The organism is Actinophytocola sp., from assembly GCF_035712165.1.
In the GTDB taxonomy this organism is placed as follows: domain Bacteria; phylum Actinomycetota; class Actinomycetes; order Mycobacteriales; family Pseudonocardiaceae; genus DASYTH01.
On the sequence record NZ_DASTBH010000279.1, the window covers coordinates 1 to 15,895 of the forward strand.

The window sequence follows — 15,895 nt, forward strand, 5'->3', positions numbered from 1 at the left end:
TCCGGCAACGGCCCGAACCGGCCGGCGGCGGCGGCCGACGCCGCGGCCAGGCCGGCGGTGAACATGTTGCCGAACAACGGGTTGGGGCCGTCGCCGGCGGCGGTGAGCCGGCCGTTCGGGGTGACCGGAGTGGACTCGTAGGCCAGCACGTACCGCTCGGCGAGTTGGTTCAGCACCCGGATCGCCTCCGCGTGCGCGGCGTTCGACGCCCGGGTCAGTTGCTGCTGCGCGCGCACCGCGGCGGTCGCGTCCGTCTGCGCCCGGCGCATCCGGGCCACCTCGTCCGGGCTCGCCGCGGGGTGCGGGTCGAGTGGCGTGGTGGCCAGGCGCACGGTCGCGGCCGGCACGTCCGGGATGTCCACCGGCGCCGGCATCGCGGCCTGCGCGGCGCTCAGCGCGTCGGCCTCGTCATTGGCCAGGTTGCGCATCGCGTATGCGGTGTCGGCGAGCCGGCGCAGCCCGGCACCCAGATCGGTGATCATGACCTGGTACCTGCCGGCCGCGCCGCCACGCCACTTGTGCTGGAACCCGTCGAGCTGCCGTTCGAGGTTGCCGGCCTGACCGTGCAGTCCGGCGCCGACCGCGTCCCACCACTGCGCGACCGCCCGCAGGCTCGGTACCTTCCCGGCATAGAGCATGGCCTGCAGCTGCCGGTGGTTGAACCGGCCGAAGTCGGTGCGGCCCGGGATCGTCCTCATCTCGGCCTGCGCAGGGAAAGCAGTGCGTCGACCGCGACGTTGGTGGACCGGCGGTAGCCGTCGGCCACCGTCACCGTCACCTCGCGGGCGAACCCGATCGCCTGGCGCGTCTGGTCGAGGGCCTCCCGCATGCCGGCCACCACTCGCCGGTGATCCTCCACGAGAGACGCCGCCTCGACGAACGCGCCCGGCGCGGGTTCGTGGCCGGCGAGGGTGTCCAGCCGCCCGGCGGGGTCGGCGAGCGAGGTCAGCTGCCGCTCGAGCTCATCGGCGAAGGTGAGCAACGACTCCAGATGGACCAGCAGCTCGCTGTCGGCCGGCATGGCACCCCTTCCGTCAGTTTCCGGCCAGAAAGCTGTCGGTTCGCTTCAGGTCCGCGCTGTGCTCCGCGACCACCTGGCTGGTGCCCGCCATCTGCCCGGTGATCACGCCCATCGCCTCGTCGATGCGCTGCTCGCGCTGGTTCACCTTGGCGCCGGTCGGCGAACCGGAGGCGTACCAGTTCTTGTAGAGCGGCGCCAGGCACTCCTTCATGCGCGCGATGCTCTTGCGCAGTCCCGCCGCGTGTTCCTCCAGCGTAGCGGCCGTCTTCGTCATCTGCGTGTGGTCGATTCTGATGATCATGTGCTGCTGCCTTTCCGGTCGCTACTGGCCACTCAGTCCTTGAAGAACACTGCCGCCACCCGAATGGGTGGGGAGCTGTCCGGCGGCCGAGACGGATCGCTTCGAGAACTCGGTCTTCGCCTGTTCGACGAGCTGCGACATCGCCGTGGCCTCCGTCTTGACGGCCAGCAGGTCGTCCCAGATCTCCCGGTACAGCCGCCGGAACTCGTCCGCGAGCGGCCCCTGGAACATCTCCGGGCTGTTCGCGTACGGCTTCAGCTCGGCATCCATGGTCTCGGCATGGTTCTTCGTTTCGTTGGCCGCGGCGAGAAACCCATCGGCCGCGGTGACCAACTGCGCGGTGTCGACGAACAGCCCTGAACCGTCCATTGTGGATCCATTCTTCCGGTGTCGTGGTTCACCATCGAATCTAGGCAACGGCTCCGTGCCGCCAAACGGCACAATTACCCACAGCCGTCAGGATTCCGCGGGTGGCGTCCAGGCGATCTGCACCAGCTCGGCGCCGGACCGCCGGCCGACCAGGTGGCCGCGGCCGGGGGGCTGCGGGCCCGGACGCACGGCGCCCAGCAGCGCTCCCTCGTCCCGGTCGCCGGACATCACCAGCCCGGGCGAGCCGAGCTCCTTGACCCGGCCGAGCACCGCGTCGTACAGGGCGCGGGACGCGCCGCCGGAGCCCCGCACGACGACCAGGTGCAGGCCGATGTCCCTGGCCTGCGGCAGGTACGGCACCAGCGGCAGCAACGGGTTGCCGCCCTGCCCGGCCACCAACTCGTAGTCGTCGACCAGCACGAACAGCTCCGGACCCGTCCACCAGTCACGTTTGCGGAGCTGGGCCGGGGTGATGTCCGGGCCGGGCAGCCGACCCTGCATGGCCTGCGCCGCCTCGGCCATGAAGCCTTCCAGCTGCTCGGCGGTGCCGGCGTAGGCCAGCAGGTGCTCCGGGCTGACCGCGCCGAGCAGCGCCCGCCGGTAGTCCACGACGATGATCTTCGCCTCGGCCGGGGTGTACCGCTGGGCGATCCCGGTGGCGATGGTGCGCAGCAACGTGCTCTTGCCCGACTCGACGTCGGCGAACGCCAGAAAGTGCGGCTCGGCCGCGAAGTCGATGAACACCGGCTCCAGATCGGACTCCGCGATGCCGATCGGGACGGCTCGGCCCGGCCGCGCCTCCGGCCCAGGCAGCCCGGCGACCGGCAGTTCGCTGGGCAGCAGCCGGACCTGCGGAGCGGGCTTGCCCGGCCAGGCCTCGGCGATCCGGGTGACCAGCCGCACGGTGCCGGCGCCCACGCTGGTCACCTCCCGGTCCCCGTCGATCCGCGGTAGCGCGCCGAGGAAGTGGAACCTGTCCGGTGACACCCCGCGCCCGGGCGCGCCGGCCGGCACGTTGTGCGCGGTCTTGCGGTCGATCACCGAGTCACCGGGATCACCCAGCCGCAGCTCCACCCGGGTGCCGAGGCAGTCCAACAGCTTGGTGCGCACCGCCGTCGACTGGTTCGCCGAGATGATCACGTGGATGCCGAACCCGAGACCGCGGGCCGCCAGCCGGATGAGCATCTCCTCGAGTTGCTCGTACTCCTCCCGCAGCGTCGCCAGGTCGTCGACGACGAGGAACACGTCACCGAACTCGCGGTCGCCCGCGGCGCTCTCGGCGATCTCCGCGCGGCGCGAGCGGAACGCCGCCGCGCTGTCGATCCCGTGGGTGCTGAACAACTGCTCGCGCTGGATCAGCAGGGACATCACCTCGGCCACCAGGCGCCGGCAGCGGTTCGGGTCCCGCCGCACCGCGTGCCCGCTGACGTGCGGCAGGCCGGCGACCGGACCGAGCGCGCCGCCTCCCATGTCCAGCAGGAAGAACTGGACCTCGGCCGGCGTGTGGGTGAGCGCGAACGAGGCGACCAGGGTGCGCAGCAGCGTGCTCTTTCCGCTCTGCGGCGCGCCGAGCACCATCATGTTGCCGCCAGCCGCGGACAGGTCGACCCACAGCAGGTCGCGCCGCTGCTCGAAGGGCTTGTCCACGATGCCGATCGGGACGGTGAGCCTGCCGTTGCCGTCCCAGCCTGCCGGGCACAGGCCGCGCTCGGGGTGCAGGTCGACGGGCGGCAGCAGCAGATCCAGGGTGGGCGGGACGTCCAGCGGCGGCAACCAGATCTGGTGCGCCTCCGGCCCCTTGCCGGCCAGGCGGGACACCATCACGCTCATGATCGTCTCGCCGGCCGGCGGCGCGTCGGGCACGGCCACGGGCGCGGCCGGCGGCTCCGGGTCGCGCACCGGCCGCAGTGAGAACGGCCGGACCGCCCGGCCGGGCGCGGCGGCCGTCGCCGCGGGCAGCCCGTCCCGGGGCGGCAGCACCTCGGAGACGTAGGCGGCCTTGAGGCGTTGCAACGTGTCGGTGCCGCTCTTCAGGTACGCCGAGCCGGGCACCGGCGGAAGCTCGTAGGCGTCCGGGACGCCCAGCACGGACCGGCTTTCCGACGCGGAGAACGTGCGCAGGCCGATCCGGTAGGACAGGTGGGCCTCCAGCCCACGCAGCCGGCCCTCCTCGAGTCGTTGGGAAGCAAGCAGAAGATGCACGGCGAGGCTGCGACCCAGCCGGCCGATCATGACGAACAGGTCGATGAACTCGGGCCTGCTGGACAGCAGCTCACTGAACTCGTCGATGATCACCAGCAGCGCCGGCAGCGGGGCCAGGTCGGTCCTGGTCTCCCGGGCCCGCTCGTAGTCCCGCACGGAGGCGAAGTTTCCGGCCGCGCGCAGCAGTTCCTGGCGGCGGACCAACTCGCCGTTGATCGCGTCGGCCATCCGGTCGACCAGGGTCAGATCCTCGGACAGGTTCGTGATCACCGCGCAGGTGTGCGGCAGCCCGGTCATGCCGGCGAACGTCGCGCCGCCCTTGAAGTCGATCAGTGCGAGGTTCAGGGTCTCCGAGGAATGGGTCACCGCCAGGCCGGTGACCAGGGTCCGCAGCAACTCGCTCTTGCCGGACCCGGTGGCGCCGACGACCAGGCCGTGCGGGCCCATGCCGCCCTCCGCGGATTCCTTGAGATCCAGCTCGACCGGGCGGCCGGCCGGGTCGACGCCGATCGGCAACCGCAGCCGCTGCCCCGGTGTTCTCGGCCGCCAGGTGAGCACCGGGTCGATGTCGCGCGGGTCGCCGAGGCCGAGCAGTCCGGCCAGGTCGAACGCCGCCGCCATCGACGCCTGCTCGACCACCGGTCCCACGCCGTACAGCGGGGCCAGGACCCGGGCCAGGGCCGCCGCGGCGACGTCGTCAAGGTGGTCTGGGCGGCCGAGGAAGTGCCGCTTGGTCTCCGATCCGGCGCGCACGATCCGGCCCAGCCGGTCCTCCGCGTGGTGCAGGCACAGTGTCTCCGGCGGTGGCTCGGCCGGCGGCCGGGACTCGCCGACCTCGACCAGGGTGACGCCGTGCAACCCGCCCTCCGGGGCCAGCCGGGTGTCGCCGGCGGTGCGCCCGCCGTCCACGATCACCAGCAGGTGCGGCCGGTCGAACCCCATCCCGGCGCGCCGGGTGAACGCCGGCCGGTCCCCGAGGTCCGCGCCGAACAACCGGGCAAGCGTGCCGAGGTCGTCGGCGACCAGCCGGCCCGGCCCGCACGCGTCGCTCTCGGTGCTGTCCTGCGCGTGCGGCAACCATTTCGCCCATTCCCAGTCCCCGGTGCGGTCCGGCGCCAGGCACAGCCCGATGCGCAGGTCGGCCGGCGAGTGGAACACCGCGGCCTGGCCGAGCAGCGCCCGGATCAGGTCGAGCACGTCGTCCCGGGCGCCGCTGATCCCGATCCGCGGAAACGCCCGCAACGAGATCGCCACGGGCAGCCGGGGCACCGTCGCGTGCACCCGGATGAAGTGCCGCAACGCGGTGGCGGTCAACGGATCCAGCTCGTCGAGCGGCACGGTGTCCGGAGCGCGCAACGGAGTGGCGAGCCGCTGCGGCCCGGTGCCGATCCGCACCTGGCCGAACCGGGCGTCCGAGCGGCGGTGCTCCCACAACCGCGGCGACCCGGCCACGGTCCACAGGTCCACCGGTTCGGGTTGGCCGTCGGCCAGCGACCGGTGCTGCCGGCCGGCCGCCGCCCGGACCTGGGTACGCAGCCCGGCCAGATACCGCAAGTAGTCGCGGCGCTCCTCGTTGATCTTCGCTTTGCCGGCCCGGCCCCCGCTGGCCAGCATCATGATCACCATGCCCACCATGACGATCACGAACAGGCCGCCGAAGACGTAGGTCATCGGACCGCCGCCGCGTCCGATGTAGACGAACGACATCGCCCCCATGCCCAGCATCATCGGCAGCATGAACATCATCTGCAACATCGCCTGGCCGGAGCCCTTGGTCAGCTGTGGCGGAGACTCCAGCCGGATCTCGCCGCTCGCCTGCTCTCTTCGCACCCTGCCGAGTGTGGCCGGTCCGGCGCGCCCAATGGTGGGTACTTCTACCGTCCGATGCCGCCCGGCCGCTGCCTACTGTCGAGCCATGGACGGCATGGAGGTCGACACCGACCAGTTGCGGGACAAGGTGGCCAACCTGAGCGGGTTGCTGGTCACCACCCTGAGCGTGGTCGAACGGTTGCGGCAGATGACGATCGCGCCCGCGGCGTTCGGCGCCATCGGGCTCGGCGTGCACACGGCCAGCAGCCGGGTGCAGGACCAGGCGGGGAAGAACATCGCCGAACTGTCGGCCGTCTTCCAGGTGTTGAACCAGCGGTCGGCGGACTTCGCCGGAGCCGTCGACCAGATCACCCGGCGGGACCAGGGTCGGCTCTCCGCCATCCGGCCAGCGGAACGGCAGTGGGGAGGCGCGTGAGGATGTCCCTCAACGGCGGCCTGGTCGAGCGGTTCTGCTCGGCGCTCGGCGCGGTGCGCGGACTGATCAACTCCGCGTCACCGGGCGCGATCACCAACTATGCCAACGGTTTGCAGGCCACGGCGACCGAGTTGAGCGGTCTGCTCAGGCAGTTGCGTGCCGGCCGCGCCGATGTGGCGACGTCGTGGCGGCAGGGCCGGGGGCGGGACCGGACGCTGGCCCGGATGGATGCGCTGATCAACCAACTGGCCACCACCATCACCGTGCTGAACCAGCTGGTACCGCAACTGCGTCAGGCCTCGACCACGCTGTCGCGAAGCCAGCACGGGTTCGCCGTCGGAGTCCACACCGGATCGTCGCGGATCGCGGCGATCCTCGCCAGCGGGAACCCGGGGGCAAAGGCACACGCCGCGGCCTCGGCGGCGCAGACCACCTCGACGCTGTCCGGTCTGATCAGCGCGTTCGGCCGCATGCTCGAATCCCTTGGTGTGCAAGGGATCGGTCCACTGCTGGACGCCGTCGGCCAGGTGGCCGGGCAGATCCAGCAGGTGTCCCAGCAGACCGGGACCTCGGCGCTGTCCGGCGCGATGCCGTCCTCGGCAACGCTGCCACAGCAAGCGCTGCCGGCGTTCACCCGGTACCCGTGGATCGGGCAGCAGTCGGCCGCCGAGGCGAACTCCTGGATCCCGGTGCCCATCGCGACAGACGGCCGGGTGGCCGGCCGTCCGACCCAGGGAGGTTGTCCATGAGAACCGATCAGCACCACGACGTCGACCTGTCCGCGGATGTCGCCGGCATCATGGCACGCGTCCAGGAACAGCAGGACGCCGTCGAGCGCGTGCAACGGGACGTGGAGATCATGCGGGTGACGGGCCGCTCGCGGTCCAACGAGGTGGTCGCGACGATCCTGGGCACCGGGCGGTTCACCGCGATCGACATCGACCCGGACACGATCCGCCGCCACGACCCGTACGACCTCGGCGCGATCGTGCTGGAAGCGGTCAACGACGCCGTGACGCGGCTGGCCGAGGCGACCTCCGCGCTGTACGCGCCGATACTCGACGCCGCGCTGCCCGACCGGTGGGACCGGGAATGACGTCGGCGGTAGCCCCGGCGCCGTGCCGGGTCACCGTGGTGGCGCCGCAGGCGCGGATGGACGTCGCGCTGCCATTGGCCTGCACGCTGGCCGAACTGGTCCCGCAGTTGGTGCGGCTGGCCGGCGGACCGGTGCAACCGGGTGGGGACAGCGTCGGCTGGTCGTTGTCCCGGATCGGCCAGGGGCCGCTCGCGCCGGGCCTGACCGTGGCCGCGGCCATCCGCGACGGCGAGGTGCTCCACCTCGGCCCGCGGGCCCGGCTGGAGACCCCGGCGCTGTTCGACGACGTGGTCGACGCGATCGCCAGCGCCGCGCAGACCCGGCGCGGCGCCTGGCGACCTCGGGTCGGCCGGCGGCTCGGGGTCGCGGTCGCGGCCGCCCTCTTCACCGGCACGGCCCTGCTGACGCTCGCGGCGCTGCGCGGCTCACCGGCGGCGGCCGCCGGCGCCGGTCTGCTCGCCGTCGCGCTGCTGCTCGCCGGAGCGGCGCTGTCCCGCGCGCTCGGCGACGCCGCGGCGGGTGCCGCGTGCGCCGGTGCGGGCGCCTTCGCGGCCACGCTGGCCGGGCTCACCGCGTTGCCGCCGCACGCCCTGTGGCCGCCGGCCGCGGACTCCGTCGGAATCGGCCTCGGCGCGGTGACGCTGTACTGCGCCGTGGCCGCGGTGCTGGTTCCCCGGGCGGTGGCGTGGTTCGCCTCGGCCGCCGTGGCCGCCGCGCTCGGCGCGCTGATCACCGCGGTGGCGCTGCTGTTCGGCGTGCCGCCGGTGTCCGTGGCGGCCGTGTCGGTCGCCCTGGTCACCGCGATCACCGCCGCCGCGCCGACGATCTCGTTGCGGCTGGCCAGGTTGCCGCTGCCGCACGTGCCTGCGGACATCGAGTCGTTCCGGGAGAACGACCAGCCGGCGCTCGGGTCCGACGTGGTCGACCAGACCGCGCTGGCGGCCGAGGTGCTCACCGGCCTGGTGGTGGCCGCCGGCGTGGTCGCGGCCGGTTGCTGCGTCGTGGTGCTGAGCGCCGGCACGTTCACCTCGGCACTGCTGGCCGGTCTGGTCGGCGTGGCGTGGATCCTGCGCTCGCGCGGCTATGCCGGCGCGGTGCAGCGGGTGTCGCTGGTCGTGCTCGGCCTCGCGGTGCTCGCCATCCTCGGCGTCCACCTCGCGGCCACCGCGCCGGCCGCCTCGCTGGGCCTGGCCGCGGCCGCCCTCGCCGTCGCAGGCGGGGCCAGCCTGTACTACGCCGGCCGGGTCACCCGCGGCCTGCACTCCCCGTTCCGCGCGCGCTGGCTGGACGTGCTCGAGTACGCCGTGCTGATCGCGCTGCTGCCGGTCGCCGGCGCGATCATCGGTGTCTACGAAGCCGTTCGCGACGCGGTCTCCTAGGGCCGGTCAGTCCCGGTGCCGGTGGTCGTCGGCGGCGTCGAACCAGTTCAGCACCCGGCGCCAGGCCTCGGTCGCGGCGTGCGGGTTGAACCGGGCGCCGGTGTCGTTGAAGAAGGCGTGATCGGCCTCGGTGAAGGTGAGCAGTTCGTGCCGGAGCCGGGCCGCCTCCAGCGCGGCCTTGGCGGCCGGGCGGGTGGCGTTGACCCGGGCGTCGAGCCCGCCGTACACCCCGAGCACGTCGGCGCGGGAGCCGCCGAGGTTGCCGCCCTCCGGGAACGGTCCGTAGAACGGCGCCGCCGCGGCCAGCCGCGGTTCGCCGGCGGCGAGCAGCCGCCAGATCATGGCGCCACCGAAGCAGAACCCGATCGCGGCCAGCTTCTTGCCGCGCAGCCGCCGCCTGAGCTCGGTCACGGCCGCCCGCATGTCCTCGTCGAAACGTGCCGGCGGGACCCGGGACAGCGCGGCCGCGACCTCGGCCTCACCGGGAAACGCTCCGGTGCCGCCCTCTTCGGACAGCAGGTCCAGCGCCAGCGCGGAGTACCCGCTGGCGGCGAACCGGCCGGCGACCGTGCGGATGTGCTCGTTGAGCCCGCGGTTCTCGTGGATGACCAGCACGCCGCCGCGTGGCTTGGCGGCCGGCGCCCAGGCGGCCAGCAGCGGAACCCGGGGACCGGCGAACGTGATCGACTCCCGGGCGACGGGCGCCCAGCTTGTCTCCGCCGAGCCGCGCCGTTCGGTCGCGCTGTCCGGCTCGGCGGCCGCCACGCCGGCCGCGAAGGTGGCCAGCAGGCCGGACGCCGCCGCTCCGGTCACCCCGAGCAGGCCGAGCCGGCGTACCGCCTCCCGCCGGTTGATGATGCCGTCGGCAAGGTCCTCCGCGACCTCCTCGGCGAGGTACCGCTGGATCTCCGTCATGGCGCCTCCAAGACATCGAGAACAAGCCGGTCGGTGACCGGCCGGGTACGGTCCGTGGACGAGCATAGACCGCACCCATCCGCCCAACCGGCGCCAAACGCGACATCGCGATCGGGTCGACAGCTCGCCGTGTCAGGTGCGGGGGCGTTGGCGGGTGGCGAGCCGGGCGGCCAACCACAGTGGTAGGGCGGCGGCGAGGGCGGTGAGCACGAGCAGGGTCACCGAAAGTGTGCTCGCGTAGCCGAGTTCGCCGTACTCGAACGCGCGGCGGTAGATCAGCAGGGGGGCGGTGCGGGTGGCGTTGGCCGGACCGCCGTCGGTGACGAGCAGCGCCGGGACGAAGCTGTTCTGGACGATGACGACGATGTCGCGCACGGCGAGGACGAGCACGACGGGCGCCATGACGGGCAGGGTGACCCGGGTCGTGGCGAACCAGGCCGACCCGCCCTCCACCCGGACCGCCTCGTGCAGCCGGGCCGGGATCGCGGTGCGTGCGGCGAGCGCGACGACGAACGCCTCCCCCACCTGGAACGCCAGGACCAGCACCAGCCCGAGCCGCGCACCCCATGCCGTGGTGAGGAAACCGGGGTCGGGGATGCCGAGCGCGCCGAGCAGTCCCGGCAGCGGACCGTAGCTGGGGTTGAGGATCCACAGCCACAACAGCGCCCACGCCGCGTCCGGGACGGCCGACGGCACATACGCCGCGGCCCGGCCGACCGAGGCGGAGAACTCGCGGCGCCGGGCGAGAAACAGCGCGGCGCCCACCGCGAGGGCCAACCGCAGCGGCACGACCACCGCGGCGATGAGGGCGCTGACCGCGACGGCGTCCCAGAAGCCTTGGTCGCCGGCCAGCCGGACCAGGTTGTCGGTGCCGGTGAACTCCGGTGCGCGGAAACCGAAGTAGTCGGTGAACGCCAGCGCGGCGGCCAGCCCGAGCGGGGCGAGCACCAGCAGCGCGGAGCCCACCAGGTAGGGCAGGGCGAGCGGCCAGTTCCTCACAGCCGGCAACCGCTGTCCGCGTCGAAGTGGTGCTCGTCGCCGGGCCGCCAGCCGACCGCCACCCGGTCCCCGACCTGCGGGGCGCCGGCCCAGGGCACCCGGGCCAGGAGGTCATCGCCCGCCCCGTCCGGCCGCACCCGCACCAGGCACTCCTCCCCCGCCGGCTCGGCGGCGACCACCGACCCGGTGCGCGCGGAGTCGCCGGCAGCGCACAACCGCACCCGTTCCGGCCGGACGCCGGCCACGACGCCGCCGGACGCCGGCAGCAGGTTCATCGGCACCGCACCGAAGATGCGGGCGACCGCGGTCGTGGCCGGCCGCGCGTAGACCTCGCCGGGAGTGTCGCACTGCAGGATCCGGCCGCCGGCCAGCACGGCGACCCGGTCGCCCAGCGCCATCGCCTCGGCCTGGTCGTGCGTGACGTGCACCATCGGCACCCCCAGCGCGCGTTGCACCGCACGGATCTCGCCGCGCATGCGCAGCCGCAGTTCGGTGTCCACGGCAGCCAGCGGTTCGTCCAGCAGGCAGACCCGCGGCGCGCGGATCATGGCTCGGGCCAGGGAGACCCGCTGCCGCTCGCCGCCGCTGAGCTCGGCCGGCATCCGGGCCAGCAGGTGCTCGATGTCCAGGGTGCGCGCCACCTCGCGGACCCGCGCCGCCACGTCGCGCCGCCGGGATCCCCGGGCCCGCTCCCCGATTCCGATGTTCGCCGCCACGCCCAGGTGCGGGAACAACGCCGCCTCCTGGAACACCAGGGCGACGTCGCGCCGGCCGGGCGGCACCCGCGTGACGTCCCGGTCGTCGATCAGGACGCGGCCGGCGTCCAGGGTCTCCAGCCCGGCCACCGCGCGCAGCAGGGTCGACTTGCCCGACCCGGACGGCCCGACGATGACCAGCAGCTCACCGGGCTTCGCGTCGAGCTCGACCCCGTCGAGGGCCACCACGGGCGGCCCCCGCCGGGCCCGGAACCGCCGGTGCGCGGCCTCGATTCGCAGGCTCATCGCTTCTGTAACAACGGATCCGCCTGCTTCTGGATCTCCGCGAGCGCCTCGTCGAGCGGGACGCCGTCCTCGAACGCCCGCTGTAGCTGGGTGTCGATCACGTCCTCCACCTCGGGCCACGACGGCGTGACCGGGGTGTGCCGCAGGTGCGGGATGGCGTCGAGGAACACCTGCGAGGAAGCCGGCGGCCGGGTCGGGCTGAGGAATGCCGGCGACGTCGCGACCGAGCGCAGCGACGGCACGGTGCGGCCGCCGAGCGCGGTGATGTTCTGTCCCTGCTGCCCCACCGCGAACGCGACGAACTTCGCCGCGGCGGCGGGATTCGGCGAACTGTTCGCGATGCAGTAGGCGTCGGAGTGCAGGATCGACGCCGGTTGGCCCAGCACCGGCAGGGCGGCGACGTCGAAGTCGAGGCCACGCTGCTCCCGCAGGGCCGGCACCTCCACGCGCGAGCTGAGGAACATCGCCAGCTTGCCGGTCATGAACTGCTCCGGCAGCCCCTGCGCGGCGAGTTCGTCCTTGGTCGGCATCGCTCCGGTGCCGATCAGTTCGGTGACGGCGGTGAGGGCGGCGCGGGCGGCGGGTTCGTGCAGCGTGGTGCGGGTCGGATTCTCGTCGTCGTCGACGACGGTTCCGCCGTTGCTCCAGATGAACGGCGCCATCCGGATGATCGAGGAGTCGACGCCGACGCCGTTGACGTCGCCGGTGGTCAGCGTCCTGGCGGTGGTCACGAACTCGTCCCAGGTCCAGCCGGGCTTGGGGGCGGGAACCTTTGCCTTGTCGAACAGTCCGCGGTTCCAGTACACGACGAGCGAGGAGATGTTCTGCGGCATGCACTGCAGCGCACCGGAGTAGCCGAACGCGCGCAGCGGCTCGTCGTAGTACCCGGCCAGCTTGACGCCCTGCGCCTCGAGCAGCGGACCGATCGGGCGCACCGCGCCGCGCTGCACGAACGGGGCGTACTGGCGGTAGTTGACGGCGAAGACGTCCGGCGCGCCGCCGGAGGCGAACGCGGTGGACAGCCGGGTGAGGTGGTCGCCCCGGCTCACCGTGACGAGTTCGACCTCGCCGCCCCCGGCCTCCCGGTAGGCCGTCACGAGGCTGCGGTAGACCGCCGCCTCCTCCGGGTCCGCCCCGATCTGCACGGTGATCGGCGGTGTGGTGGCGCCGTCCGCCCGCTCCTCGGGCTGTCCGGCGCAGGCGCTCAGGCCGAGCAGCACGGCACAGGCGAACACGGTGCGTCTCATGGCCGCTGCACCGCCGAGAAGAACCAGCGCTGGCCGGCGGCGAAGGCGAGCACCGCGGGCGCGGTCACGATGACCGCGGCGGCGAGGTAGATCGGGTACAGGGCGGCCTCCATCTCACTCAGACTGCGCAGACCCAGTGCCACCGGCCAGTTTTCCGGTGCGGACACCAGGGTCAGCGGATCCATGAACGTGGACCAGTAGTACAGGCCGGACAGTGCCGCGACGGCCACCGCCGCGGGCCGGGCCAGCGGCAGCGCGACCCGGCGCCACACCGCGTACGGACCCATCCCCTCCAGCGTCGCGGCCTCCAGCAACGACGCCGGGATGCGCGCGAAGGCGAAGGCGAACAGCAGCACGTAGAACGGGGTCGTGCCGGCGAACGCGAGCAGGGCGACGGTGACCGGCGTGTCGGCCAGACCCAGGCCGCGCAACAGCACCACCCGCGGCACCCAGAGCGCGGCGGCGGGCACCAGCAGCATCAGCACCGAGATGCCGACCAGCCAGCGCCGCAACCGGCCCCGGGCCAGCACGATCGCGAGCCCGGCCATCGACGTGACGACCACGGTGACCGGAACCGCGACCAGCACGAGCAGCAGGGAGTTGGCCAGCAGCCGGCCGAGCGGCAGGAACCGCGGCACCGCCGCGTAGTTCGACAACTCGGCCGGATCGGGCCACAGGTCCAGTCCGTCCGGCGGCGGTTGCAGCGGGCGCTGCAGCGAACCCAGCACCATCACCACGAGCGGCGCGACGAACAGGGCCGACAACGCGACCGCCCCGGCGGTTCGCCAGGGCGGTCGCATGGGTTGCCCGGCGTCAGAAGGCACCGGCGATCGAGGTCGTCCAGACGCTGCGTCCGTAGGTGGCGGCGTAGAGCGTGTCGCTGCCGAGCGGCAGGTCGATGTCGTTGACCGGGACCAGCGGCAGGTTCGCCCCGACCTTGACCCAGTTCCGGCCGAGGTTGGTCGTGCGGTACACGCCGACATCGGTGGCGATGAACAGCCACAACGGTTTCGACGGGTGCCGGATGACGTCGTTGATGGGCGCCTGCGGGATCTTCCGGCCGCCGATGTCGTCCCAGTTGCGGCCGCCGTCGGTGGTCATGACCAGGTGCGGGTAGGGATCACCGGAGCGCCAGCCGGAGAAGCTCGCCCAGGCGATGGCCGGGTTCTGCGGGTCGACGGTGATCCGGGTGACCCACCGGCCCGGGAACGCCGGGCTCGCCAACCGCTGCCAGGTCACCTGGTCCGGTTCGGCCATCGCGTTGCGGCTGACCCACATCAGGCCGCTGTCGGTGCCGGCGTAGACGAGGTTGGGGTCGGCCGGCGTGGTGCCGATCGCCGTGACGGTGCCGAAGCCGGGCGCGCGGGGCTCGGTGCCCTCGGTGAGGTCCGGGCTGATCCGCTGCCACACCCGCTGTCCCGGGTCGGTGTCGATCCGGTTGACGAACTCGCTGCCGCCGAACAGGATCCGCGGGTCGGCGCCGAACTCCAGGGGCGCCACCCAGTTCTTGCGCGCGCCGGGGATGGTCATGGTGAAGCCGACACCGTCGACGAAGCCGCGGCAGCCGCCGTTCTGCGAGCAGCCGTAGTACTTGCGGTCGTTCGTCGGGTCGATCCGGTTCATCATCCCGTCGCCGCCGACGAAGTTGAACCAGTCGCCGGTGACGGTGTTGTCCGCGGCCCACGACTTCAGCGAACCGTTGTCCTGGGAGCCGGCGTTGACCCGGGTTCCGTTCTGCACCGAGACGTCCATCGCGTAGAACTGGGTCACCGGCAGCCGGGCCGTCTTGGTCCACAGGCCGCGCACCGCGCCGTTCTCGTTCGACCAGTAGAAGCCGCCGTCGTTGCCGAGGAACACCCGGCCCGGGGTGAACGGGTCCCACTCCAGGCCGTGCTGGTCGGCGTGCGGGGTCTGCGAGGTCGTCCAGGTGAGCCCGCCGTCCAGGCTCTCGGCGAGGCTCACGCCCGCCACGAACACGTGCAGCGGGTTGACCGGGTCGACGTAGACCCGGCCGAACCACCAGGCGAACCCGCCGCTGATGGTCTGCAGGGTGCCGCCGCTGGTCGCCCCGACCGGCGTCCAGGTCGCCCCGGCGTCCGCGCTGGTGAAGAAACCGTTGAAGTTGCCGCCCGCCGTGCTGGAGATCAGGTAGGCCCGGCTGGGGTCGGTGTCGCTGAAGTCGACCCCCATGCGGCCGACGTAGGTCGCGGTGACCGGCTGCCCTTCGACGTCCATGCTCTGCGGCAGCGGCGGCCGGTGGATGTTGGCCCAGGTGCGGCCGCCGTCGGTGGAGCGGTACAGGAAGGAGTTCTTGCCGTAGATACGGGACTTCTCGTCCCGGATCTTGTCCCAGGTGGTGGCGAGCATGACGTCCGGGTTGCTCTTGTTGATCGTCACGTCGATCGCGCCGGTGGAGGCGCTGTCCGGCACGATCACCCGGGTCCAGCTCGCTCCGCCGTTCTCGGTCAGGAACAGGCCCCGGGTCGGTCGGGTGTCGTGCAGCGCGCCCATGACGGCGACGAACACCCGGTTGTCGTCGCGGGGGTCGATGACGATCTGGCCGATCGTGTCGCCGTCGGCCAGCCCCATGCTGGTCCACGTCGCACCGTGGTCGGTCGAGCGGTAGACACCCTTGCCGTAGTAGGCCGAACCGCCGCCGTGGTCGGGCTCGCCGGTGCCGGCCCAGACCACGCCGCGCGAGTCGACCGCGACCGCGCCCATGGACTGCGGCAGGCTGTGGTCCCAGACCGAGACGAAGGTCTGCCCACCGTCCTCGGTTCGCCAGAGCCCGCCGGTTCCGGTGGCGATGTAGACGCGGTCCCGGGTGGTGGGGTCGGCGGCGATGTCGCGAATGCGGCCACCGATGTTGCTCGGGCCGAGCTCGGTCCAGACCTGGTTGGTGCCCGGCGACTGCGCGGCCTTCGCACTCATCACCCGGGCCTCCGCGACCGCCGAGCGGACCGCGGCCTCCGGGATGGAGCCGTCCGCGTTGGCCCGCTGGAGATAGAGCCATTCCTCGGCCCCGGCCGGGTTCGCGGTGACGGCCGGCCAGCCGGTCGGCGCCTTCTCGGGCCCGGTGACCGAGGCCGCGCCGACACCCAGGAGCACCGTGAGAGCCAT

Annotated in this window: 15 protein-coding genes; 4 read left to right on the plus strand and 11 right to left on the minus strand. The window is 72.7% G+C overall.

Translation table 11 applies throughout. The annotated features are described in order from the left end of the window. The 5 genes from VFO68_RS15720 to eccCa all read right to left on the minus strand — a co-directional run. Nucleotides 1–698 (minus strand): PPE domain-containing protein (locus VFO68_RS15720; protein WP_325159030.1); only part of this gene is annotated, 698 nt, incomplete at its 3' end. After that, nucleotides 695–1,021, minus strand: coding sequence for a hypothetical protein (locus VFO68_RS15725; RefSeq protein ID WP_325159031.1), 327 nt, complete (start codon nucleotides 1,019–1,021; stop codon nucleotides 695–697). The genes VFO68_RS15720 and VFO68_RS15725, both read right to left, overlap by 4 nt. A gap of 13 nt (nucleotides 1,022–1,034) precedes the next feature. Beyond that, on the minus strand, nucleotides 1,035–1,322 hold the full coding sequence (locus VFO68_RS15730; RefSeq protein WP_325159032.1) for a hypothetical protein: 288 nt from the start codon (nucleotides 1,320–1,322) through the stop codon (nucleotides 1,035–1,037). A gap of 21 nt (nucleotides 1,323–1,343) precedes the next feature. Next, the gene (locus VFO68_RS15735; RefSeq protein WP_325159033.1) at nucleotides 1,344–1,691 is read right to left on the minus strand and encodes a hypothetical protein; all 348 of its coding nucleotides are present in this window, start codon (nucleotides 1,689–1,691) and stop codon (nucleotides 1,344–1,346) included. A gap of 87 nt (nucleotides 1,692–1,778) precedes the next feature. Continuing rightward, nucleotides 1,779–5,723 (minus strand): type VII secretion protein EccCa, encoded by a 3,945-nt coding sequence (eccCa, locus tag VFO68_RS15740; RefSeq protein ID WP_325159034.1) that lies wholly within the window; start codon nucleotides 5,721–5,723, stop codon nucleotides 1,779–1,781. Between the two features lie 85 nt (nucleotides 5,724–5,808). Here eccCa and VFO68_RS15745 point away from each other — a divergent pair, with 85 nt between their 5' ends. Genes VFO68_RS15745 through eccD form a run of 4 tightly spaced genes read left to right on the plus strand, consistent with a single transcriptional unit; the run spans nucleotide 5,809 to nucleotide 8,613 of the window. After that, the gene (locus VFO68_RS15745) at nucleotides 5,809–6,138 is read left to right on the plus strand and encodes a hypothetical protein (RefSeq protein WP_325159035.1); all 330 of its coding nucleotides are present in this window, start codon (nucleotides 5,809–5,811) and stop codon (nucleotides 6,136–6,138) included. Next, on the plus strand, nucleotides 6,135–6,887 hold the full coding sequence (locus tag VFO68_RS15750) for a WXG100 family type VII secretion target (RefSeq protein WP_325159036.1): 753 nt from the start codon (nucleotides 6,135–6,137) through the stop codon (nucleotides 6,885–6,887). The genes VFO68_RS15745 and VFO68_RS15750 overlap by 4 nt, the downstream gene beginning before the upstream one ends. Continuing rightward, nucleotides 6,884–7,234 carry a YbaB/EbfC family nucleoid-associated protein gene (locus VFO68_RS15755; RefSeq protein ID WP_325159037.1) on the plus strand — a complete coding sequence of 117 codons (351 nt, stop codon included), beginning with the start codon at nucleotides 6,884–6,886 and terminating at the stop codon, nucleotides 7,232–7,234. Before VFO68_RS15750 ends, VFO68_RS15755 begins: the two co-directional genes overlap by 4 nt. Continuing rightward, nucleotides 7,231–8,613 carry a type VII secretion integral membrane protein EccD gene (eccD, locus tag VFO68_RS15760; RefSeq protein ID WP_325159038.1) on the plus strand — a complete coding sequence of 461 codons (1,383 nt, stop codon included), beginning with the start codon at nucleotides 7,231–7,233 and terminating at the stop codon, nucleotides 8,611–8,613. The genes VFO68_RS15755 and eccD overlap by 4 nt, the downstream gene beginning before the upstream one ends. Before the next feature lie 6 nt (nucleotides 8,614–8,619). Here eccD and VFO68_RS15765 read toward each other — a convergent pair whose 3' ends face one another. The 6 genes from VFO68_RS15765 to VFO68_RS15790 form a co-directional block, all read right to left on the minus strand. Further along, nucleotides 8,620–9,528, minus strand: coding sequence for a dienelactone hydrolase family protein (locus tag VFO68_RS15765; RefSeq protein ID WP_325159039.1), 909 nt, complete (start codon nucleotides 9,526–9,528; stop codon nucleotides 8,620–8,622). Nucleotides 9,529–9,660: 132 nt separating this feature from the next. Further along, entirely contained in the window at nucleotides 9,661–10,527 is an 867-nt protein-coding gene (locus tag VFO68_RS15770; RefSeq protein WP_325159040.1) for a sugar ABC transporter permease, read from the minus strand. Next, entirely contained in the window at nucleotides 10,524–11,528 is a 1,005-nt protein-coding gene (locus VFO68_RS15775) for an ABC transporter ATP-binding protein (RefSeq protein WP_325159041.1), read from the minus strand. Before VFO68_RS15775 ends, VFO68_RS15770 begins: the two co-directional genes overlap by 4 nt. Further along, nucleotides 11,525–12,775, minus strand: coding sequence for a sugar ABC transporter substrate-binding protein (locus VFO68_RS15780; protein WP_325159042.1), 1,251 nt, complete (start codon nucleotides 12,773–12,775; stop codon nucleotides 11,525–11,527). The genes VFO68_RS15775 and VFO68_RS15780 overlap by 4 nt, the downstream gene beginning before the upstream one ends. Next, nucleotides 12,772–13,575, minus strand: coding sequence for a carbohydrate ABC transporter permease (locus VFO68_RS15785; protein ID WP_325159043.1), 804 nt, complete (start codon nucleotides 13,573–13,575; stop codon nucleotides 12,772–12,774). Before VFO68_RS15785 ends, VFO68_RS15780 begins: the two co-directional genes overlap by 4 nt. A gap of 13 nt (nucleotides 13,576–13,588) precedes the next feature. Then, a complete protein-coding gene (locus tag VFO68_RS15790) occupies nucleotides 13,589–15,895 on the minus strand; it encodes a WD40/YVTN/BNR-like repeat-containing protein (RefSeq protein ID WP_325159044.1) in 2,307 nt (768 codons plus the stop codon).

Excerpts from the sequence above, each read along its gene's own strand:
- eccD (WP_325159038.1), top strand. The coding sequence starts at position 7,231 with ATGACGTCGGCGGTAGCCCCGGCGCCGTGCCGGGTCACCGTGGTGGCG.
- VFO68_RS15785 (WP_325159043.1), bottom strand. The coding sequence starts at position 13,575 with ATGCGACCGCCCTGGCGAACCGCCGGGGCGGTCGCGTTGTCGGCCCTG.
- VFO68_RS15735 (WP_325159033.1), bottom strand. The coding sequence starts at position 1,691 with ATGGACGGTTCAGGGCTGTTCGTCGACACCGCGCAGTTGGTCACCGCG.
- VFO68_RS15730 (WP_325159032.1), bottom strand. The coding sequence starts at position 1,322 with ATGATCATCAGAATCGACCACACGCAGATGACGAAGACGGCCGCTACG.
- VFO68_RS15745 (WP_325159035.1), top strand. The coding sequence starts at position 5,809 with ATGGACGGCATGGAGGTCGACACCGACCAGTTGCGGGACAAGGTGGCC.
- VFO68_RS15780 (WP_325159042.1), bottom strand. The coding sequence starts at position 12,775 with ATGAGACGCACCGTGTTCGCCTGTGCCGTGCTGCTCGGCCTGAGCGCC.
- VFO68_RS15725 (WP_325159031.1), bottom strand. The coding sequence starts at position 1,021 with ATGCCGGCCGACAGCGAGCTGCTGGTCCATCTGGAGTCGTTGCTCACC.
- VFO68_RS15775 (WP_325159041.1), bottom strand. The coding sequence starts at position 11,528 with ATGAGCCTGCGAATCGAGGCCGCGCACCGGCGGTTCCGGGCCCGGCGG.
- VFO68_RS15755 (WP_325159037.1), top strand. The coding sequence starts at position 6,884 with ATGAGAACCGATCAGCACCACGACGTCGACCTGTCCGCGGATGTCGCC.
- VFO68_RS15790 (WP_325159044.1), bottom strand. The coding sequence starts at position 15,895 with ATGGCTCTCACGGTGCTCCTGGGTGTCGGCGCGGCCTCGGTCACCGGG.
- VFO68_RS15765 (WP_325159039.1), bottom strand. The coding sequence starts at position 9,528 with ATGACGGAGATCCAGCGGTACCTCGCCGAGGAGGTCGCGGAGGACCTT.